Consider the following 22305-nt stretch of genomic DNA (forward strand, 5'->3'; position numbering starts at 1 on the left):
GCATGGCGGTGATCAGCGCCTTGCTGATCGCGACTGTCGTGGCGGTCATCGCCGCCGGCATGATCGCCCGCCAGGCGCGCATCACCCGCGCCGTGGAGAGCGAGCAGCAGCGCCTGCAGGGCGCCTGGGCCGCGCGAGGTGCCCTGGAGTGGAGCCGCCAGCGGCTCTGGGAGGAGCGCCTGCGCGAGCCGGCCACCCGTCTCGACCAGGCCTGGGCACAGCCGCTGCGCAACCTGAACCTGGGCGAGGGCGCCGCCTTCGAGGGCGCGATCATCGACGAACAGGGCCGCTTCAACCTGCGCAACCTGGTGCAGGACGACCAGCTCGACCCGCTGGAGATGGCCACCTTCGAACGCCTCTGCGCGCTGCTCGGCGTGCCGCCGGAAGCGGCCTCGCGCATCGCCCGCCGGGTGATCGACGGCTATGCCTATCGCCGCCAGCCGCCCCGCAGCGAGCCGGCCGGCGGCAGCGGTTTCGACAGCGGCCGGCTGACCTCGCCCGAGGCGGAGGATCGCGCCATCGAAGCCAGACGCCCCATGCTGCGCCGCCTGGAGGACCTCGCCGGGCTGCCCGGCGTACCCGCCGACGTGCTGCAGCGCCTGGCGCCCTTCGTCACGCTGCTGCCCATGCCCACCTGGGTCAACGGCAACACCACCTCCGCCGAGGTGATCGCCGCGCGGGTGCCCGGCCTCGGCCTGGAGCGCGCCCGCGCCCTGGTCGCCGAGCGCGACCGCGGGCTGTGGTTCATCAACAGCGGTGACGTGCTCAACCGCCTGCGCATGCCCGACCTGACCACCGAGCGGGTGCGCATCGGCATCACCAGCGAATGGTTCCTGGTGCGCGGGCTGGCCCGCGCCGGAGAGCGTCGCATCCCGGTGGAGGCCCTGCTGCTGCGTGCCGAGGAGAGCCAGCCGCGCATCGTATGGTCGCGGGTGGGCGCATGAACGCGTCGCTGCGGATCGCCCTGCCACCCCTGGCCGGCCTGGGGCCCGACAGCCAGGTGGAACATGCCTGGCTGGATCGCCAGGGCCACCTCGCCAGCGAGGGGCGGGCCAGCCTCGCCGAACTCGGCCGCCAGGCCCGTGGCAAGGCCGTGGAGCTGACCCTGCACCCGGACGACAGCCTGCTGGCCAGCCTCGAACTGCCGCCGCTGCCCGCCGCGCGCCTGGGCGATGCGGTGCGCTGTGCGGCCGATGGCCTGGTGCTCGGGGGCTGCGACGCGCTGCACCTGGTGCACGGCCCGCGCCAGGCAGACGGCCGGGTGCAACTGGCCTGGCTGGAGCGCGAGCGCCTGCAACGCCTGCTGCAGTGCCTGCGCCAGTGCGCGCTGGAGCCCCGTGGCCTGTATGGCGCGCCGTTCTTCCTGGGCGTCGACGCCGGAGCCGCCTGCGCGCAGCTGCGTGACGGCCAGTTGCTGGTGCGTGAGAGCGTTCAGGGCGCCTGGGTGCACCCCCTGCCCGAGGACTGTGCGCCGCGCCTGCTGGAGAGCGGCGAGGCACCGCACTGGCCTGGCGATGTCCCCGGGGGCCTGCCGGGCGAGGCGGTCGGCGCCAGCCGCCGCTGGACCGGCCCGCTGCCCGCCTGCAACCTGCTGCAGGGGCTGGCGGGCCCCGTCCGGGGGCCGCGGCGCTGGGGCCGGGCACTGGCCTGTTGCGCCCTGGCCGTTGGCGTCTGGACCCTCGGGCTCAACCTGCACGCCACCCAGATGGCCCACCAGGGGCAGGCGCTCAAGCAGCAGATGGCGCAGCGGGTGAAACAGGTCTTCCCGCAGTTGCCCGTGGTGCTCAATCCCCTGCAGCAAGCCCGCCAGCAACGCGACGCGCGCCTGGCCGGCGGCAGCCAGGATGGGCCCGGTCGCTTCGCCGCCATGGTGCAGCAGGCCGTGGTCGCCATGCCGTTCGCCCTGGGCACCCTCGAATCCCTCGACTACGACGGCGAGACCCTGCGCCTGGTGCCCCGTGCCGGGGCCCGCAAGCCCCCGGTGGACCCGGCCTGGCAGGCGAGCCTGGCCCAGGCCGGGTTGCAGGCGGCCATCGGCGCGGATGGCTGGAGCCTGAAGCCGCTGCCACCGGGCGACGCCCCCAGCGGCGAGGCCGGCCGCGATGAATGAGCGCCTGCAACGCCTGCGTAGCGCCTGGCACCAGCAGAAGGCCCAGGCCCGCCAGCGCTGGCAGCGGCTGGGCCCGCGCGACCGGCGCATCCTGCGCCTGGCGGCCATCGCGCTGCCGCTGATGCTGCTGTGGTTCGCCCTGATCGAACCGCCCCTGGCGCGCATCGAGCACTGGCAGGCCGAGCTGCCGCGCCTGCGTGCCCAGGCACAGACCCTCGAGGCGGTGCTGGCCGAGGTGCAGGGGCCGGCGGCCCTGGCGCCGGGCGCATCGCTGGAATCGCTGTTGCGCCAGGGGCTGGATGGCAACGGCCTGGCCGGCCACTACCAACTGCACGTGGACGGCCCGCACTGGCAGCTGGAACTGCAAGGCGCCCCGGCGCAAGGGGTGATGGACTGGCTGCTGGGCGTGACCCCGGGCCTGCCGCTGGAGCTGCGCCAGGTGCGGCTGCGGCGCGACGGCGGGACAGAAAGCGAACGGACGGACGCCCGGCTTTCCGGCGTCGTCGGCATGGAACAGGCGCCAGGCGCTAAGGAATCCTCATGAAGCGGTTCGATGGACAAGGGCTGCGGCGACCGCTGCGGCATGGGGCGGCGATTTCCCTCGCGGCGGTGCTCGCCGCCTGCAGCCAGTCCGGCGGCACGCCGCCGCCGCTGCCGATCCCTGCCGCCAGCGAGCTGGGCCGGCCCATGGCGCGGGTGGGGCAGGGTGACGCCCTGGTGGAACGCGAGCGCACCCAGGCCCAGGCCGAGCGCCAGCAGCAGGTGGCGCGGGCGCAGCGCGCGCAACAGGCCGCCCGGCACCCCGGCACGCCGCCCCGGGACACCCGCGCCACCGGGCTGGGCGAGCAGCCGGTGCAGCTGAACTTCGTCGAGGCCGACATCCCCGCCGTGTTGCGTGCGCTGTCGCGCGCCACCGGCCGGCAGTTCCTCGCCGACCCCCGGGTCAAGGGCCAGCTGACCCTGGTCTCCGAGGGCGAGGTGCCGGCCCGTACCGCCTACGACATGCTCCTGGCGGCGCTGCGCATGCAGGGCTTCTCGGTGGTGGAGGTGGGCGGCGTCAGCCAGGTGGTGCCGGAGGCGGACGCAAAGCTGCTCGGCGGCCCGGTCAGCGCCGCCGACCGTCCGGCGGGCAATGGCATGGTCACCCGCACCTACCGCCTGCAGTACGAGAACGCGGTGAACCTGATCCCGGTGCTGCGCCCCATCGTCTCGCCGAACAACCCGATCAACGCCTACCCGGGCAACAACACGGTGGTGGTCACCGACTACGCGGAGAACCTCGAGCGGGTCGCGGCGATCATCGCCAACATCGACGTGCCCGGCTCCATCGACACCGACGTGGTGCCGGTGCAGAACGGCATCGCCACCGACATCGCCGCGATGGTCGCCGAGCTGATGGAGAGCCCGGGCAACGACGCCACGCAGAAGGTCGCGGTGATCGGCGACCCGCGCTCCAACAGCATCATCCTGCGTACCGGCAGCCCCGAACGCAGCGAGCTGGCCCGCCAACTGATCGCCAAGCTCGACAGCGCCCAGGGCAACCCCAGCAACCTGCACGTGGTGTACCTGCGCAACGCCCAGGCCAACAAGCTGGCCCAGGCACTGCGCGGCCTGCTCACCGGTGAGGGCGAGGGCGCCGGGCAGGGCGACGGCAGCCGCGCGCAGCTCAATGGCGGCAACCTCGGCGGCAGCGCGCAGAACACCACGGGCAGCGGCGCAAGCTCCGGCACCTCCACCAGTGGCAACGGGCAGGCCGGCAGCTCCGGTGGCTACGGGCAGTCGGGCGGCGGCCTGCTGTCGGCGGCCAAGGGGCAGGGCGGCCAGGAGGGCGCGGTGGCCTTCTCCGCAAATGGCATCACCGTTCAGGCCGATACCACCACCAACACCCTGCTGATCTCCGCGCCGGACCCGCTGTACCGCAACCTGCGCGAGGTCATCGACCTGCTCGACCAGCGCCGCGCGCAGGTGGTGATCGAGAGCCTGATCGTCGAAGTCAGCGAGGACGACACCAGCGAATTCGGCATCCAGTGGCAGGCCGGCAACCTGGCCGGCAACGGCTGGATCGGTGGCGCCAACCTCGGCGGCGCCGGCCTCAACACCGCCGCCAAGAACAGCATCGACGTGCTGCCGGGCGGCCTCAGCATCGGCAAGGTCTCCGGTGGCGTGGACATCCCCGGCATCGGCCGCGTGCTCGACCTCAAGGTCCTGGCCCGCGCGCTGAAGAGCAAGGGCGGTACCAACGTGCTGTCCACGCCCAACCTGCTGACCCTGGACAACGAGGCGGCGAGCATCTTCGTCGGCCAGACCATTCCCTTCGTCAGCGGCAACTACGTCACCAGCGGCGGCGGCACCAGCAACAACCCGTTCCAGACCATCGAGCGCGAGGAAGTGGGCCTGCGCCTCAACGTGCGGCCGCAGATATCCGAGGGCGGCACGGTGAAGCTGGACATCTACCAGGAAGTCAGCAGCGTCGACGAGCGCGCCGACAACGAGGCCGGAACCGTGACCAACAAGCGCGCCATCGACACCAGCATCCTCCTCGACGACGGGCAGATCATGGTGCTCGGCGGGCTGCTGCAGGACAGCTTCGTGCAGAGCAGCGACGCCGTGCCCGGGCTCGGCAGCCTGCCCGGCATCGGCGCGCTGTTCCGCAGCGACCGCCGCGCACGGACCAAGACCAACCTGATGGTGTTCCTGCGGCCCTACATCATTCGCGACGACGGCGTGGGGCGCAGCATCACCCTCAACCGCTACGACTTCATCCGCCGTGCCCAGGGCGCGTTGCAGCCCGAGCGCAAGTGGCCCCTCAGCGACATGCAGGCGCCGCAATTGCCGCCGGCCGAACAGGCCATGCCGCCGGAGCCGGCCGCGCCGCTGCCGGCCCCGCGGCCCCGGCCCATGCGCGCCGTGCCGTTGCGCCCGGGCGAGCGGCCATGAGCGCGCTGCCCTACGCCTGGGCCCGCGCCCAGCGCCTGCTGCTGCAGGGCGAGGGGGAGGGGGCGGTGCTGCTGGTGAGCCCCAGCACCCCCGGCTGGGCCATAGGCGAGGTGCGCCGCCGCCATGGCGCGACAGCCATCCAGCGGGTCACCGAGGCCGAGTTGGAGGCCCTGCTGGCCAGTGCCTACGCCGATACCGGCAGCGCCGCGGCCGTGGTCGGCGCCGCCGAGAGCGAGGTGGACCTGGACCGCCTGCTGCAGGACATGCCCGAGGTCACCGACCTGCTGGACACGGAGGACGGCGCGCCGGTGATCCGCATGATCAACGCCCTGCTGACCCAGGCCGCGCGGGACGAGGCCAGCGACATCCACATCGAGCCCTTCGAGACCCATTCGGTGGTGCGCTACCGGGTGGACGGCGCGCTGCGCGACGTGGTTGCCCCGCGCAAGGCGCTGCACGCGGCCCTGGTGTCGCGGATCAAGATCATGGCGCAGCTGGACATCGCCGAGAAGCGCCTGCCGCAGGACGGCCGCATCGCCCTGCGGGTGGCCGGGCGGCCCATCGACGTGCGCGTCTCCACCGTGCCCACCGGCCACGGCGAGCGGGTGGTGATGCGCCTGCTGGACAAGCAGGCCGGGCGCCTGCGCCTGGAGACCCTGGGCATGGCGCCGACGCTGCTGGAGCGGCTCGACCGGCTGATCCGCCAGCCCCACGGCATCGTGCTGGTCACCGGGCCCACCGGCAGCGGCAAGACCACCACCCTCTACGCCGCCCTGGCGCGGCTGGATGCCGCCACCAGCAACATCCTCACGGTGGAGGACCCGGTGGAATACGACCTGCCGGGCATCAGTCAGATCCAGGTCAACGCGCGCATCGACATGAGCTTCGCCCTGGCCCTGCGCGCCATCCTGCGCCAGGACCCGGACATCATCATGATCGGCGAGATCCGCGACCTGGAGACGGCGCAGATCGCCGTGCAGGCCTCCCTCACCGGCCACCTGGTGCTGGCCACGCTGCACACCAACGACGCCGTCTCCGCCGTCACCCGCCTCACCGACATGGGCGTGGAGCCCTTCCTGCTGGCCTCCAGCATGCTCGGCGTGCTCGCCCAGCGCCTGGTACGCCGCCTGTGCAGCCAGTGCCGCGAGCCCGACCCGGCCTTTCCCGGGCAGTGGCGCGCGGTGGGCTGCGCGGCCTGCAACCACACCGGCTACAGCGGCCGCACCGGCATCCACGAACTCTTCGTGATCGACGACGACATCCGCCGCCTGATCCACCAGGGCGAGGCCGAGCAACGCCTGCGCGAAGCCGCCCGCGCCGCCGGCATGGCCAGCATGCGCGAGGACGGCGAGCGCTGGGTGCGGGACGGCTTCACCACGCCCGAGGAAATCCTCCGCGTGACGAGGGACGCCTGATGAACCGCTACCGTTTCGAAGCCGCCGACGCCAGCGGCCGCATCGAGAGCGGCACCCTGGAGGCCGACAGCCCGCGCGGTGCCATGGGGCTCTTGCGCAGCCGTGGCCTGACGCCCCTGGAGCTGGCCGAGGAGGAGGGCGGTGGCAGCGCCGCTGGCGGCCTGTTCGCGCCGCGCCTGTCCGATGGCGACCTGGCCTGGGCGACCCGCCAGCTGGCCAGCCTGCTGGCGGCGGGATTGCCCCTGGAGTCGGCGCTATCGGCCACTGTCGAGCAGGCCGAGCGCCGCCACATCGCCGAGACCCTGGGCGCGGTCCGCACCGACGTGCGCAGCGGCATGCGCCTGGCCGAAGCCCTGGCGGCGCGCCCGCGCGACTTCCCCGACATCTACCGCGCGCTGATCGCCGCCGGGGAGGAGTCCGGCAACCTGGCCCAGGTGATGGAGCGCCTGGCCGACTACATCGAGGAGCGCAACAACCTGCGCGGCAAGATCCTCACCGCCTTCATCTACCCCGCGGTGGTGGGGCTGGTGTCCATCGGCATCGTCATCTTCCTCCTCGGCTTCGTCGTGCCCCAGGTGGTCAGCGCCTTCTCCCAGGCGCGCCAGGACCTGCCGGCGCTGACCCGGGTGATGCTCCAGGCCAGCGACTTCGTGCGGGCCTGGGGCGTGCTCTGCTTCGCCGGCATCGCCGGGGCCTTCTGGGGCTGGCGGCTGTACCTGCGCGACGCCGCCGCGCGCCTGGCCTGGCACGCGCGGGTGCTGCGCCTGCCGCTGCTGGGGCGCTTCGTGCTGGGGGTGAACACCGCGCGCTTCGCCTCCACCCTGGCGATCCTCGGCAGCGCCGGCGTACCGCTGCTGCGCGCCCTGGACGCCGCCCGCGAGACCCTGGCCAACGACCGCCTGGCCGCCTGCGTGGCCGACGCCACCCTCGCCGTGCGCGAAGGCATCAGCCTGGCCAGCGCGCTCAAGGCCGGCGGCGTGTTCCCGCCCATCCTCATCCACCTCATCACCAGCGGCGAGAAGACTGGCTCCCTGCCACCCATGCTCGACCGCGCCGCGCAGACCCTGTCCCGCGACATCGAGCGCCGCGCCATGGGCATGACCGCACTGCTGGAGCCGCTGATGATCGTGGTCATGGGCGGCGTGGTGCTGACCATCGTCATGGCCGTGCTGCTGCCCATCATCGAGATCAACCAACTGGTGCAGTAGGGGCGCTCGCTACGACATTGCGTCCCCTGGGGCGAAACGCTTGTAGGGTGTGCTGCGCGCACCTGGGATTTTCCGGAAGCACCGAGCGGCGTTGCGCACGGCACACCCTACGGCACGGGTTCATCCTGCCGAGCCCCTTCGCGAATGAATTCGCTCCCACAAAAAACCACTGACCGGCACCGGCCTTGCCAACACCTGAGCCCCGTCTCCGCGCCACTCGGGTTCATCCTTCCGTCATGCACCGACGGCCCGGGCCAGCAACGGCGGGAGAGCGGGGCCGGCACTCAACGGAAAACGCTCGGCAGCGCTGGCCGAGATGTCAGGAAAGTTTCGTTAACTCCCGAGAAATACTGGAAAAAATCCGTACAGGCTCCCGAGGTTTTTTCCTTTCTCTGTCACCGGAAATTGAGAGCTTCTACCTCGTGGCCAGCCCACCGACGAGCAGGGGAATGTGGCTCGGGGCCAGGCCGCAGCGTGATGCAAGAGCGAACCACTCAACGTCCAGACACGATGAAAGGAGATTCTTCATGTTCAAGCGCAATGTTCTCGCTGTTTCCATGGCCGTCGCCGGCCTGTGCTCCGCCCAGGCCATGGCTGCCGTAGTCGGTGGCGGCGCCACTCTGCCGCAGAACCTGTACAACACCGCTACCGTCCTGCCGTCGGGCTTCAACGCCTACATCGGCGTGGGCAGCGGCGCTGGCAAATCCGCCGTGCTGACCAACGATTCCACCAAGCTGGGCCTGGCTTCCGGCATCACCGTCGACTACGCCGGCAGCGATTCCATCCTGTCCGCCAGCGAGATCTCCACCTACCAGGCCGCTCACCAGTCCCCGGCCGTTCCCACCAGCAGCGCCGCCAACTGGGGCCCGCTGGTCCAGGTTCCCTCGGCCGCCACTTCGGTGACCATCCCCTACAAACTGACCCTGGCCGGTGGCGCCGCGCTGAACAACCTGGACCTGACCAGTGCTCAGCTGTGCGACATCTTCTCGGGCACCATCACCACCTGGAACCAGGTCAACGCCAGCTACCCGGCTACCGCCATCACCGTCGTCTACCGTGCCGGCAGCAGCGGTACCACGGAGATCTTCACCCGTCACCTGAACAGCCAGTGCTCGGCCAAGTTCACCACCAACAGCACCTTCACCACCGCTAACGTCGGTGCCGAGCCGGCGTCCTGGATCGCTGCCACCGGCAGTGCCAACCTGGCCAGCACCGTCGCTTCCACCGAAGGCGCCATCGGCTACGTCGGCCCGGAAGACGTCGATGCCACCAACAACGCCGTAGTGGCCAAGGTCAACGGCCTGCTGCCCACCATCGGCAACGTCACCACAGCGCTGAGCACCATCGCTCCGCCGTCCACCGCCGCTGACCGCGCCGACCCCTCCAAGTGGGTTCCGGTACTGGCCAACCCCGCCAGCGGCTACAAGATCGTGGGCTACACCAACCTGGTGTTCAGCCAGTGCTATAAGGACAGCGCCGACCGCACCGCCATCCGTGACTTCGTTGGCCGCCACTTCAACACCGATGACCTCAACAACAACGACGACGAGATCATCGCCAACAAGCTGATCCCGCTGACCGACAACTGGAAGACTGCTGTTCGCAGCACCTTCTACACCCCGACCAACTCCCTGGCCATCGGCAACACCACCGCCTGCAACGGCATCGGCCGTCCGCTCTAAGCCTCTAACCAGGCACCGCTCCACGAACCGGCAATGGCCTCGCGCCATTGCCGGTTTTCCTGTTTCAGCCGCCTGCCGGGCAGATGAACTTTGCATGACAAAAGTTCGGTCGAGCGCGGCTGCCACCGCCTTGGGTATAGCCATGGCGCGCACCTCAGGGGAGGGCGATGCGCCCGTCTTTCGCGAGAACACAAGGATCCGTAGTGATGCGTTCCCAGCCGAGCAAGCCCGCTTCCCGCACCGCCACCCGCCACGACGGCTTCCTGCCGCTCAAGCCCCTGGCCCAGGCCATCGCCCTGATGCTGCTGGCCGGTGGCGCCCAGGCGGAGCCGGCGTTCAGCGCCGCCTGGTTCGCCGCCAAGGGCGCGGCCCAGGCCTCGGGCGCTACGCGCCCGACCACCCCGGCGCCGGGCACGCCGCCGCCCCTGGCCCAGCAGCAACGGGTGCAGGAGCGCCTGGGGCGCACCTTCGCCAACATGAACAACACGGTGGCGGCCATCGCCGCGGCCCAGGCCGCCCAGGCGGCGGGGCGGGCCGCTGCCTCCAGCGGCCCGCAGACCATTCATAACGGCCTGGGCGGCAACGGCCTCAACGTGGTGATAGGCCCGGACGGCAAGCCGCTGTTCGTCAACGCCGAGGGGCCGGTGCAGACCGACGCCAATGGCAAGGTGCTGGTCTCCATCAAGCAGACCGCCGACAAGGCCATCCTCAACTGGGAGACCTTCAACGTCGGCCGCGATACCACCGTGGCCTTCCAGCAGGACGCCAGTTGGGCCCTGATGAACAAGGTCGGCAACAGCACGGCGCCGAGCCAGATCCAGGGCCAGATCAAGGGCGACGGCACGGTGATGATCCTCAACGGCAACGGCGTGGTGTTCAGCGGCAGCAGCCAGGTCAACGTGCGCAACCTGGTGGCCGCGGCCACCGACTTCAGCGACGAGCAGTTCAAGACCGGCGGCCTCTACAGCGGCAGCAACCCGGCCTTCACCAACGCCCAGGGCGCCATCCGCGTGGAACAGGGTGCGCAGCTCAACACCGCCGCGCCGGCCACCTCCACGGCTGGCGGCGGCTACGTGCTGCTGCTGGGCAAGGAGGTGGACAACGCCGGCACCATTGTCACGCCCAAGGGCCAGGCGCTGCTGGCGGCGGGCGACAGCTTCACCATCCGCAAGGGCTATGGCACCGACGGCAGCCCGACCTCCACCACCCGTGGCAACGAGGTGACCGTCGGCGGCACGGGCACGGTGACCAACAGCGGGGTGATCCTCGCCGCCAGCGGCGACGTGACCCTGGCCGGCCACCAGGTGCGCCAGAACGGCGCGGCCCTGGCCAGCACTTCGGCCGATGCCCGTGGCACGGTGCACCTCACCGCAACCGGCGCCAACGGCAGCGTGACCCTGGGCGAGGGCAGCACCACCGCCATCCTGCTGGACGCCAGCGCCACGGCCCTGGACAGCCAGCGCGATGCGCTGATCGCCCCGGCGGTGACCCAGGATGGCAAGGTGATTCCCGGCGACGCCTACCGCCGCGACCTGTCCCTGGTGCAGATCGACAGCAGCGGCACCGTTGACTTCCAGAAGGGTTCCATCACCCTCGCCACCGGTGGCCAGGTGGCGGTCAACGCCGGCCAGCGCAGCCTGGTGCGTGATGGCGCTGTGATCGACGTCTCCGGCGCCACCGGGGTCAAGGTCGCGATGGAGTCCAACAGCGTCAAGGTCAACCTGCAGGGGAACGAACAGCGCGACTCCTCGGTCAACCGCGATGGCGGCGGCCTGAACAACAACGATGTCTGGGTCGATGTGCGCGACCTGGTGTTCGTGCCCGCCGGCACCAACGGCTATGCCACTGACCGCTGGTACACCGCCGGCGGCCTGCTGGAGGTCGGCGGCTACCTGGGCACCCAGGGCCACAGCGTGGCGGAGTGGATGGCCCAGGGCGGCACCGTCAGCTTCACCGGCAACGAGGTGGTGACCCAGGCCGGCTCGCAGATCAACCTCTCCGGCGGCACCCTGGATGTGCAGGCCGGCACCATCAAGCAGACCTGGCTCAAGGGCGCCGACGGGCGCCTCTACGAGCTCTCCAGCGCACCGGGCGACATCCTCTACACCGGCCTCTACAAGGGCTACGAGGACCACAGCCAGCGCTGGGGCCAGACCGACTACTACTACACTCCGCTGATCGCCCCGAACGAGCGCAAGGAAGGCGGCTACACCGTGGGCCGCGACGCCGGAACCCTGGTGATCGGCACCCGCAACGCCGTGCTGGAAGGCACCCTGGCCAGCGACACCTACCAGGGCGAGCGCCAGACCCGTGGCGCCCAGGCCGGGCTCGACGGCTACAGCCAGTCGCAGAAGGCCGTGGCCCGTGGTGCCCAACTGGTGATGGGCAGCTACACCCCCTGGTACGTGAAGGGCAGCGGCACCCTGGAATATGCCCTGGGCGCCGATGCCAACACCCTGAAAAACGTGATCCTCGGCGAGGGCGGCATCCGCATCGCCGATGGGCTGGACCTGGGTTCGGCCCTGCCGGCCGGCCGCGAGGGCATCCTCTACCTCGACAGTGCCCAGCTCAACGGCTTCAACCTCGGGGCGGTCAAGGTGGCCGCCAGCGAGGGCATCCGCGTCGATGGCGACCTGCAGGTGGCCCCGGCGGGCAACGTCACCCTGTTCGGTCCGAAGGTGGAGGTGAACGCCGACATCACCGCCCATGGCGGCAGCATCCAGCTGGGCAACGTGCTCAACCAGATCACCGCCACCGGCAATGCCGATACCACGCTGGGCGGAGCGGCGTCCGTCACCCTCGCCAGTGGCGCCAGGCTCGATGCCAGCGGCCTGTGGAGCAACCTGCTGCTGGATCCGAACGACAGCCGTGCGCTGGCGTACCTCGATGGCGGCAGCGTCTCCCTGCGCAGCAGCGGCAGCACCCTGCTGGGTAGCGGCAGCCTGGTGGACGTCTCCTCCGGCGCCGCGTTGCTGGCCAGCGGCAAGCTGCAAGGCGGCAAGGGCGGCAACCTGACCCTGGCGGCCAACGCCAACACCGCCAGTGGCGCAGGTGTACTGGGCCTGGGCGGCGAGCTGCGCGGCCAGGGCGTCAAGGGCGGTGGCACCCTGGCGTTGCAGGCCGGCAAGGTGCTGATCAGCGACAGCGCCACCTCGGCCGATGCCGGCACCCTGCTGCTGCGTGGCGACTTCTTCGACAAGGGCTTCTCCGCCTACGAGGTGGCGGGCAACCGCGGCCTGGAAGTGGCCGAGGGCACCCGGGTGGATGTGAGCATGCCGGTGTACCAGCAGGGCGAAGGGGCTGCCAGCCTGGCCACGGGCGGCGCGCCCCGTGACGCCCTGGAAACCTGGACGCCCCCTCTCTACCTGGAGGATGCCGCCAAGGGAATGCTGACCCAGCGCCAGGGGGCCAGCCTGTCGCTGCGCGCCGGCAGCGGCATCACGGCGGTGGGTGATATCGCCACCACCCATCTGCTGGTGGGCAAGGGGGCGATACTCAATGTCGACCCCGGCCAATCCATCGGCCTGGCCGGCATCGGCCAGGTGACGGTGGACGGCACCCTGAACGCATGGGGCGGACGAATCTCGGTCAACTCGATCGTCTCGAACCCGGATATCGCCCTGCAGAAACCGCTGGAGACCTACCAGTCCCTCTGGATCGGCGACAACGCCGTGCTGGATGCCGCCGCCCGCGCCGTCACGGCCGTGGACAGCCGTGGCAATCGCTATGGCACGGTGCGCAACGGCGGCAGCATCGTCATCGGCGGTGAGATCGACCACGCCACGGGCAGCCTAACCGCCACCGACGCCTTCGTGGTGGTGCGCCAGGGCGCGCGCCTGGACGCATCCGGTGCCCAGGCCGTGCTGGACATCCCGGGGCAGGGCGCCACCCCCGTGGCCAGCCATGGCGGCAGCATCGCCTTCGCGTCCACCAGCGGGCTCTATCTGGATGGCCAGTTCAAGGCCGAGGCCGGTGGCGCAGGGGCATCGGGGGGCAGCCTCTCCGTTGCACTCGGTGCCCCGTCCTATCGGATAAACGACCCCAGGGCGACCGATGCAGTACGCCAGGCGCGGGAACTGGTCCTGGCGCAACACCAGGGCGAATCGCTGCCGAGCGGCGTTGAGCCGGGCCAGGGCGCCGCCTGGTTGCGGTACGGAAATGGCCGGCTGGGCGTGGATCAGGTGGTGGGTGGGGGCTTCGACAACCTCTCCCTGCTCAGTACCGGCTTGCTCAGCTTCGACGGGGCGCTGAACCTGGACATGGCCAACGCGCTCAACCTCTATGCCGGTACCTACGGCCTGGCCGAGACGGCCGCTGCAGGATCCATCGTTGATTTGCGGGGTGGCTACCTGCGCCTGGCCGGGGCATCGGGGGCGCCTGCAGACAGCGCAAGTACGGACACCGCCATCCGCGTCGGCAGCTCACAGCGCCCTGCCACGGGTCGGTTGAACCTGTCGGCCAGAGGCCTGCTGGATGTGCGCGATGCCGTCAGGCTGGGCGCCCGGGGCAGCATCCTGATGCTGCAGGGTGGCGCGCAGGTGGTGGACCGTCGGGCCTTCTCCGATGTGCACCTGAGCAGCCAGGGGGACCTGCGGCTGCTGAGCACGGAGGACGCCCGCGCCATGCGCCTGCAAGTGCCCGGCAACCTGGCCATGAGCGCCGCCCAGATCTATACGGGTACTGGTGTCAAAGGGCAGGTGAGTGCATCGAGGATCGACATCGGCCGCAGCGGTAGCGGCCTGCCGTCCGTTCCCTACTCGGCCTTCGGCTCGCTCAGCCTGCAGGCGGACGTCATCAACCAGGGCGGCATCCTGCGCGCGCCGCTGGGCGATCTGATACTCGGCTACCAGGGCGACGCCACCCGCCCCGCCAGCATCGTCAACCTGCTGCCCGGCAGCCTCACCTCGGTCAGCGGTGCCGGCCTGGTGATCCCCTACGGCGGCACGGTGGACGGCAAGACCTGGCTCTACGACGGCGTGTCGCTGTCCAACGACCTGCTCAAGGAAGGGCAGAGCCTGATGCCGGGCAAGGTCGACCTGGTGGGGCAGGTGATCGATGTCGCCCAGGGCGCGGTGGTGGATGTATCCGGCGGTGGCGAACTGGTCGGCGCGGGCTTCGTCTCCGGGCGCGGTGGCTCCACCGATGCGCGCTTCAACCCGCTGATGCAGTACGGCGCCGATGGCTTCCTGCTGCCGGCCCTTGGCAGCAACCCGGTCTACGCCATCGTCCCCGGCGTGCAGGCCGGCTATGCGCCCCAGGGCGGCGAGGGCGGCGCGGTCGACCCCAGGGTGGGCCAGCAGATCACCCTCGGCGCCGGCGTGCCGGGCCTGCCGGCGGGCACCTATACGCTGCTGCCATCCACCTATGCGTTGCTGCCGGGGGCCTTCCGCGTGGAGGTCAACGGCCTGGCCGGGCAGGGCGGCGTCATCGCCACCCAGGCCATGCGCAATGGCTCCTGGTCCACCGCCGGCACCCTCGGCCTGGCCAGCGGCGCGCGGGACAGCCTGGCCAGCCAGGTGATCCTCACCTCGGCCGATGTACTGCGCCGCTACTCCCAGTACAACGAGACCCGCTTCAGCCAGTTCCTCCAGGCCGACGCGGCGCGCCTGGGCATTCCCGCCGCGCTGATGCCCAGGGATGCCAAGGCCTTCAACCTGAGCTTTGCGAACAACACCACCGACCGGCCCAGCTTCAGCTTCGCCGGCGAACTGCTCAAGGCGCGCGGGGAGGGCGGGAGTGGCAGCACCTCCAGCATCACCCAGACCTCCACGGGCAACCTGGAGATCGTCAGGGCCGGGCAGGGCGCCACCGCCGGCTTCAACGGCGTGACCCTGACCGATGAATCCCTCAACGCCATCGGCGCCGGCAGCCTCAACATCGGCGCCTATGCGCGCTCCTTCTACGGCCAGGGCGGCAACTTCATCCAGTTCGACGACGGTGCCAGTAGCACGGGCGGTAGCGTGGCCCGCACCACCAACCTGGTACTGCGCAGCGGTGCGACCCTCAAGGCCCCGGAAGTCTTCCTGGTCACCGCCGGGCCCACCGGCGGCATCACGGTGGAGCAGGGCGCCAGCATCAACACCCTGGGCCAGGGCGCGGCACCCCGTGACTCCCGCGATGGCTACATCTACAAACCGGGCCGCAACAGCGTGCTGGCCGTCTCCAACGGCTACCTGAACATGCTGGCGCCCGACGCCGCCAACCCGCAGGAGCCGCAGAAGGCCCCGGGCAGCATCCGCATCGGTGTGTGCGATGGCGTGTGCAGCGGCACCACCGGGCTCTACTCCGAGGGCACCATCGCCACGGCCACCGACAACGCCTTCGAACTGGGCGAGGCGGTCAACTACGGCACCCGCAACCTGACCCTGGCAGTGGGCGGCATCAACGTCGGCAGTGCCGAGGCGCTGGCCGACCTCGCCGCCCGCAACCTGCTGCCCAGCGGCCTGACCCTCAACCAGCAGGTGCTCGACCGCCTGCTGCGCGGTGACACCAGCACCGGCGCGCCGGCCCTGGAGACCCTGGTGCTGGGCGCTCGCGACTCGCTCAACTTCTTCGGCAATGCCAGCCTGGATACCTACGCGGCCGATGGCAAATCGCGCCTCAAGGAACTGGTGCTGACCACCCCGGCCCTCTACGGCAAGGGCGAGGCGGGCGAGACCGCGCGCATCCACACCTCCAACCTGATCTGGAACGGCGCCCACAACGAGGCCGGTTCCATCATTGCCAGTGGTGCCGGCACCGGCGCGGGCAACCTGGTGATCGACGCCGAGCGCATCGAGTTCGGCTACCAGCCGGACGCGCAACCCACCGCCGCGACGATTCGCGATCGCCTGGCCGTGGGCTTCGCCAACGTCAACCTCAACGCCAGCGAGCGCATCACCGCCAACCACAAGGGCGGCCTTTCGGTGTACCAGCGCCAGGATGGCTATGTCACCGGCAAGGGCTTCCAGTACAGCGGCGGCAACCTGACCATCAGCACGCCGGTGATGACCGGCGGCGCCGGCTCGGTCAACCGCATCACCGCAGGTGGCGATATCCGCGTCAGTGCGCCGAACGGCAGTGCAGTGCCCAGCATCGGCGGAGACGCTTTGGGCGCCGAGCTGTCCCTCAGCGGCCGCAACCTGCTGCTGGAAGGAGCCGTGGTGCTGCCTAGCGGCAAGCTGAGCCTCAAGGCCGAGGCGCAACTGACCCTCACCGATGCCGCGCGCATCGACCTCGCCGGGCGCAAGGTCACCTTCAACGACGTGAACAAGTACAGCTGGGGCGGCGACCTGATCCTGGAAAGCCGCAACGGCGATATCCGCCAGGCGTCCGGCTCGGTGATCGACCTCTCGGCCACGAACAACCAGGCCGGCAGCCTCAAGGCCACCGCCCTGGCCGCGGGTGCCGGCAGCGTCGACCTGCGCGGCAGCATCCTCGGTAGCAGCAGCGGCTATTACGACGCTGGCGGCACCCTGGTGCCGTTCAAGGCCGGCAGCATTGACATCCGTGCCCAGCACCTGGGCGATGGCGAGCTCAGCGACGACTTCGCCGCTCTCAACCAGCGGCTCAACCAGGGCCAGGTGTTCGGTGGCCGCAGCTTCCAGCTCAAGCAGGGCGACCTGGTGATCGGCGATGGCCTCAAGGCCGGGGCGATCGACGTCTCGGTGGACGGCGGCACGCTCACCGTCAACGGCACCGTGGACGCCAGCGGCGAGCGGGTGGGCTCCATCCGCCTGGCCGGCAAGCAGGGCCTGACCATCGGCGGCAACGCACTGCTGGACGCCCACGGCAGCCTGCTGCGGGTGGACAGCTACGGCAAGATCATCGACTCGCCCAACCGCGCCATGGTGGAACTGGGCTCCGGCGACGGCCTGCTGACCCTGGCCGATGGCGCGCGTATCGACCTGCGCCACGGCACCGCTGCTACCAGTGGCCATGACGGCAAGGCCCGCGGCACCCTGGAACTGAACGCCCCGCGCCTGGGCGGCGCCACCGCCGGCGATATCGCCATCGACGCCAGCGGCAGCCTGGACATCCAGGGCGCCAGGCTGATCGCGGTGAACGGTGTGCAGCGCTACGACGACGCACGCGAGGTCACCGACCCCGTCAACGGGCACCGCTACCAGGAGATCGACCAGAACTACCTGGACCAGAAACACACCGACAGCCTGGCCTTCATCGACAACGCACTGGCCAATGGCGCACTGGTCAACGGCAAGCTGGCCGGCCTCAACAACGGCGCCTATGCCGACGCCTTCCACCTGCGCCCGGGCGTCGAGATCGTCAGCAAGACCGCTGATGGCGACCTGGTGGTGCAGGGTGACCTGGACCTTTCCGGCCATCGCTACGCAAGCCTCAATCCCCATGCCCAGAAGCTCAATGGCGTCTACGGCTCGGGCGAGGTGGGCAACCTGGTGATCCGCTCCGGTGGCGACCTCTCCGTGTTCGGCAGCGTCAACGACGGCTTCATGCCGCCGCCGGAAACCCAGGACGACGCCGGCTGGGTGCTGACGCCCGGCAAGCAGATGTTCAATGGCGATGTGGTGGTGCCGCGCGCTGGTATCGAGTTGCAGGATGGCACCGCCTTCCCGGCGGGGACCGTGCTCAACTACGACCTGCCCATCAAGGCCATGACCCTGGCGGCCGGCACGCGCCTGCCAATCGCTGCGACGCTGGATCAGCCTCTGACGCTGCCAGCCGGCACCGTGCTCTCCGGTGATATACGCAACGCCGACAACAGCCTGGCCTATGCGGCAGGTACGCGACTCTCCGCCGATATCACCCTGGCCAAGGACATGATCCTCGGTGCCGGCACGCTGCTGACAGGCGACACGGCGGTCACGGGCATGAACTGGCCCAAGGGCGTGGCGTTGCCGAACAACCCGCTGCGCTCTGTCGACAGCAGCCATCCGGATGTGGTCGTCCAGTCCGGCAGCCTGACCCTGGCCCTGGGGGCGCTCATCCCAGCCGGAACCGACGTCAAGCTCACCGCCGGCGTGGAGAAGATCAACCTGCGTGGCGGGGATGGCAAGGGGCGCAACTGGGCCGCCGCGCAGATGCTGGCCGAAGGCACTCAATCCTGGTCGTTGCGCGCCGTGGCCGGCGCCGATCTGCAGGCGGCAGACACTCGCCTGGTGGACCCCTACGCCGAGCGGGGCGAGCTTCGCGTGGCCGATACGCACTACGGCTACCTGGTGACCGCCAAGCCCGGGCAGCCCACAGGTGGGCGAGTGCTCACGGCAGAAGGCTCGATGGTGTTCTATGGCGACGAGTCCCATGCCGGCAAGCCCGTGGCGGACGTGGCAGCGGAGTTCGCCATCTCCGAGGATGAGGTCTGCGCCTGGGACAGCCTGTGCAAGGCAACGACCGCTCCGCGCACGCTGACGGCCGAAGGCTCCATGACCTTCTATGGGGACGAATCCCACGCCGGTAAATCCGTGGCGGACGTGGCAGCTGAATTCGCCATCACCGAGGACGAGGTCTGTGCCTGGGCCAGCCTGTGCAATGCAGCGGCGTCACCGCGCCTGCTGACTGCCGAGGGCTCCACGGTGTTCTATGGGGACGCGTCCCAGGCGGGGAGGCCCGTGGCGGAAGTCGCATTGGAGTTCGCCATCACTGAGGACGAGGTCTGCGCCTGGGCCAGTTTGTGTAGCGGTGGAGCTACGCAGGCGCCAACGGAATATGAATACGCACTGGGAACCAGTCGCTTCAGTGTGCTTCGAGTCGGTACCGGCGACCTGGACCTGATCAGTGCTGGTGACTTCAGCATGCAGTCCCTGTACGGCATCTATACGGCCGGCACCTCTTCCCTGGATCTGGCCGCGTCAGCGGTCTTCAATCAGCCGCGGGGCTTCACTCAGCTTTCTAACGGCACGCTCGATGCGACGGTACTGGGCAAGAACGGCGGCAGCTACGAAGCCCTGGTCAATGGTGGGGCCAGCAGCCTCTATCGCGCCTGGTACCCCGATCATGGCGGCAACCTGCTGCTTTCCGTCGGCGGCGACCTGACCGGCGATATCCTCGGCTCCAAACTGATGGGCGGTGGCGGACTCGACCAGCCTGAAAGCTCAAGCGTCAGCAGCTGGCTGTGGCGCCAGGGCGGTGGAGCCAACGGCGAGGTGCCCACCGCCTGGTGGATCAACTTCGGCACCTACATGCCCTTCAACGACAACGTCGCCTTCACCGGTTTCACCGGGTTCGGAACCCTGGGGGGTGGCAACCTCGATGTACGTGTCGGCGGCGACGCCGGCATGCTGGCGGCCCGGGGCACCCTGGACAACACCGTCGCCACCCGCAGCCAGGGGCTGGTACTGGCGGTGGGCTCGACCGGGCGCGTGGTGGACGGTGAACTGGTGCCCACCGGCGGTGGCGACCTCGATCTGAAGGTGGGCGGTGGGCTCAACCCGGCCTTGACCGCGCGCGCGATGCTGGACGACCGGAGCCGCCCGGTCGCACAACGCCATGACCTGAATGGCAGCCTGGCCAACCTGCGTGGCGCCGTGCGTGCCAGTGCGGGCTCCTTCGGCGGCATCGAGCAGGTCAATGGGCCGCTGCAGATGTCGCAGGACCCCCGTGAAAGCCGTGCCTACGACCCCTTCAAGGCCACCATGGCCAGCGCCACCGGCGGCCTGGTACTGGTGCCGGGCGACGCCACCATCAGCCTGGACGCCCGGGGTGACCTGGTGCTTGGCGGGGCGGCTGATGCCGGGCGGACCGACGCCCGCAATTGGCAGCCGGTGGATCTCGATGGCGGCAAGAGCATTGGCCGCTCCTGGTTCAGCCTGTGGACCGACCACACGGCCATCGACCTGTTCTCCGCAGGCGGCAACCTCACCCCCTCGACGCAGGTCGGTGAGCTTCCTGCGGGCTCCAACGACAGTGTTCGTAGCGGCCTGGACTACTCCGCCACCGATGGCCGCTTCGTCTACCCGTCGATCCTGCGTGCCACAGCACCGGGCGGCAGCCTCTACTACGGCCCATCGGCGTTGTGGACGGACAACAGCCTGAACACCACCCGCTATTCGTTGTTGCTGGCACCCGGCGGCAGGGCGCAGCTGGAATTCCTGGCAGGCGACTCGATCTATGCCGGGGGTTATGCCATCACGCCCAGCAACGCGCCGGTGTCCAGCCTGGCCACCCCCTTCAACCCGGCGTTCTACTACCTCGACTCCAATGGCTCCAATCAAGGAGACCTGGCTGGTGCCGGGGTCCTCGGGCGCAGCCTGTTCGCCTTTGGTGGCACGGGGACCCGCAGCGCCTATCGCGGTGCCGACGAGCCGGCCCGTTTCTACGCCCTCACCGGCGACATCATCGGGCTGCGTACCGGTGAGCTCATCACCTTCGCCAGTGCACCGAGGGCGGGCGAGACCTGGTACGAAGCGGCTCGCCCGGCGCGCATCATGGCCGGCCGCGATATCGTCAACAGCGGCCAGCTGACCGGCACGCTGCTGTCGCAGTTCGCAGGCCTGGCCACCAGCACCGGCAACCTCTTCATCCACGACGACCCGACCGACATCTCCATCGTCTCGGCCGGCCGCGACATCCTCTACAGCACCTTCAACGTCGCCGGCCCCGGCACCCTGGAGATCAGCGCCGGGCGCAACATCCTGATGGAAGACAAGGCTGCGGTGACCAGCCTCGGCGCCATCGTGCCGGGCGACAACCGGCCGGGGGCGGACATCGTCATGCAGGCCGGCGTCGGCAGTGGCCCGGACTACCTGGCCTTCGCCCAGCGCTACCTGGACCCGGCCAACCGCGTCGAGGCCAGCGGCAGCCTGGCGGGTGGCGGCGTGGCCAAGACCTACGAAGTGGAACTGGCGGCATGGTTGGCCCAGCGCTTCGGCTTCAGCGGCACGAGCGAGGAGGCGCGCGCCTACTACGCCGCGCTGCCGGCTGAGCAGCAACGGGTGTTCGCCCGGGAGATCTACTTCGCCGAGCTGCGTGCCGGCGGCCGCGAGTACAACGACGAAGCCAGCCCGCGCTTCGGCAGCTACCTGCGGGGCCGCAACGCCATCGCCGCGCTGTTCCCCACCCACGACGTGGCCGGCAACCCGATCCTCTACCAGGGCGACATCACGATGTACGGCGGCGCCGGGGTGCACACCAACTTCGGCGGCGGCATCCAGATGCTCACCCCGGGCGGGCAGCAGGTGTTCGGCATCGAGGGCGAGGCACCGCCGCCCACCGCCGGGGTCATCACCCAGGGCACGGGCGACATCCAGCTGTTCGCCAACGGCAGCGTGCTGCTGGGCCAGAGCCGCATCATGACCACCTTCGGCGGCGACATCCTGGCCTGGTCCGCAGCCGGCGACATCAACGCCGGGCGGGGTTCCAAGACCACCCTGGTGTACACGCCGCCGCGTCGGGTCTACGACAACTGGGGCAACGTCACCCTGTCGCCCACCGTGCCCAGCACCGGTGCCGGCATCGCCACCCTGGCGCCCATCGCCGAGGTGCCGCCGGGCGACATCGACCTGCTGGCGCCCCTGGGCACCATCGATGCGGGCGAGGCGGGCATCCGCGTCTCCGGCAACGTCAACATCGCCGCGCTGCAGGTGGTCAACGCCGCCAACATCCAGGTGCAGGGCAAGTCCAGCGGCGTGCCGGTGGTGGCCGCGGTGAACACCGGCGCGCTGTCCTCGGCCAGCTCGGCGGCCAGCTCCGCCAGCGACGCCGCCGAAGGCGTGGCCCGCGACCAGCAGGCCGCCTCGCGCCAGCGCCAGCCGTCGATCTTCACGGTCCAGGTGCTGGGCTTCGGCAACGAGCGCGTGGCGCCCTCCGGCGAAGGCGCCGGCCGCACCCCCACCTACGACCCCGGCAGCAGTGTGCAGGTACTCGGCGCCGGCCAGCTGGACGACCAGGCACGCAACCAGCTGACCCCGGAGGAACAGCGCAACCTGACCCTCTGACCCCACCCCCGGCCGCCCCTCGGAGCGGCACCCCTTTCCCGAGGGCGGCAGGCGACTGCCGCT

At 70.2% G+C, this 22305-nt stretch carries 8 protein-coding genes; all 8 read left to right on the plus strand.

Annotated elements, in window-relative coordinates; all coding sequences use genetic code 11:
- Nucleotides 1-2 precede the first annotated feature (2 nt).
- The 8 genes from gspK to PHLH3_RS15180 all read left to right on the plus strand — a co-directional run bounded on the left by gspK (nucleotide 3) and on the right by PHLH3_RS15180 (nucleotide 22242).
- Nucleotides 3-944 carry a type II secretion system minor pseudopilin GspK gene (gspK, locus tag PHLH3_RS15145; RefSeq protein ID WP_213630569.1) on the plus strand — a complete coding sequence of 314 codons (942 nt, stop codon included), beginning with the start codon at nucleotides 3-5 and terminating at the stop codon, nucleotides 942-944.
- Nucleotides 941-2110, plus strand: a complete 1170-nt coding sequence (gspL, locus tag PHLH3_RS15150) for a type II secretion system protein GspL (protein WP_213630296.1) — start codon at nucleotides 941-943, stop codon at nucleotides 2108-2110. The genes gspK and gspL overlap by 4 nt, the downstream gene beginning before the upstream one ends.
- A complete protein-coding gene (gene gspM, locus PHLH3_RS15155) occupies nucleotides 2103-2654 on the plus strand; it encodes a type II secretion system protein GspM (RefSeq protein WP_213630298.1) in 552 nt (183 codons plus the stop codon). The genes gspL and gspM overlap by 8 nt, the downstream gene beginning before the upstream one ends.
- Entirely contained in the window at nucleotides 2651-5047 is a 2397-nt protein-coding gene (gspD, locus tag PHLH3_RS15160) for a type II secretion system secretin GspD (RefSeq protein WP_213630300.1), read from the plus strand. The genes gspM and gspD overlap by 4 nt, the downstream gene beginning before the upstream one ends.
- Nucleotides 5044-6462: a type II secretion system ATPase GspE gene (gene gspE, locus PHLH3_RS15165; protein WP_213630302.1), complete on the plus strand. Its 1419-nt coding sequence runs from the start codon at nucleotides 5044-5046 to the stop codon at nucleotides 6460-6462. Before gspD ends, gspE begins: the two co-directional genes overlap by 4 nt.
- Nucleotides 6462-7670: a type II secretion system inner membrane protein GspF gene (gene gspF, locus PHLH3_RS15170; RefSeq protein ID WP_213630304.1), complete on the plus strand. Its 1209-nt coding sequence runs from the start codon at nucleotides 6462-6464 to the stop codon at nucleotides 7668-7670. Before gspE ends, gspF begins: the two co-directional genes overlap by 1 nt.
- A gap of 527 nt (nucleotides 7671-8197) precedes the next feature.
- Complete coding sequence (locus tag PHLH3_RS15175) at nucleotides 8198-9352, plus strand: substrate-binding domain-containing protein (protein WP_213630305.1); 1155 nt, start codon at nucleotides 8198-8200, stop codon at nucleotides 9350-9352.
- A 206-nt stretch (nucleotides 9353-9558) separates the two neighbouring features.
- Complete coding sequence (locus PHLH3_RS15180) at nucleotides 9559-22242, plus strand: filamentous haemagglutinin family protein (protein ID WP_213630306.1); 12684 nt, start codon at nucleotides 9559-9561, stop codon at nucleotides 22240-22242.
- Nucleotides 22243-22305 lie beyond the last annotated feature (63 nt).

Origin of the sequence: Pseudomonas sp. Pc102, from assembly GCF_018408275.1 — a bacterium.
Taxonomy (GTDB): Bacteria; Pseudomonadota; Gammaproteobacteria; order Pseudomonadales; family Pseudomonadaceae; genus Metapseudomonas; species Metapseudomonas tohonis.

Excerpts from the sequence above, each read along its gene's own strand:
- PHLH3_RS15175 (WP_213630305.1), top strand. The coding sequence starts at position 8,198 with ATGTTCAAGCGCAATGTTCTCGCTGTTTCCATGGCCGTCGCCGGCCTG.
- gspM (WP_213630298.1), top strand. The coding sequence starts at position 2,103 with ATGAATGAGCGCCTGCAACGCCTGCGTAGCGCCTGGCACCAGCAGAAG.
- gspL (WP_213630296.1), top strand. The coding sequence starts at position 941 with ATGAACGCGTCGCTGCGGATCGCCCTGCCACCCCTGGCCGGCCTGGGG.
- gspF (WP_213630304.1), top strand. The coding sequence starts at position 6,462 with ATGAACCGCTACCGTTTCGAAGCCGCCGACGCCAGCGGCCGCATCGAG.
- gspK (WP_213630569.1), top strand. The coding sequence starts at position 3 with ATGGCGGTGATCAGCGCCTTGCTGATCGCGACTGTCGTGGCGGTCATC.
- gspD (WP_213630300.1), top strand. The coding sequence starts at position 2,651 with ATGAAGCGGTTCGATGGACAAGGGCTGCGGCGACCGCTGCGGCATGGG.
- PHLH3_RS15180 (WP_213630306.1), top strand. The coding sequence starts at position 9,559 with ATGCGTTCCCAGCCGAGCAAGCCCGCTTCCCGCACCGCCACCCGCCAC.
- gspE (WP_213630302.1), top strand. The coding sequence starts at position 5,044 with ATGAGCGCGCTGCCCTACGCCTGGGCCCGCGCCCAGCGCCTGCTGCTG.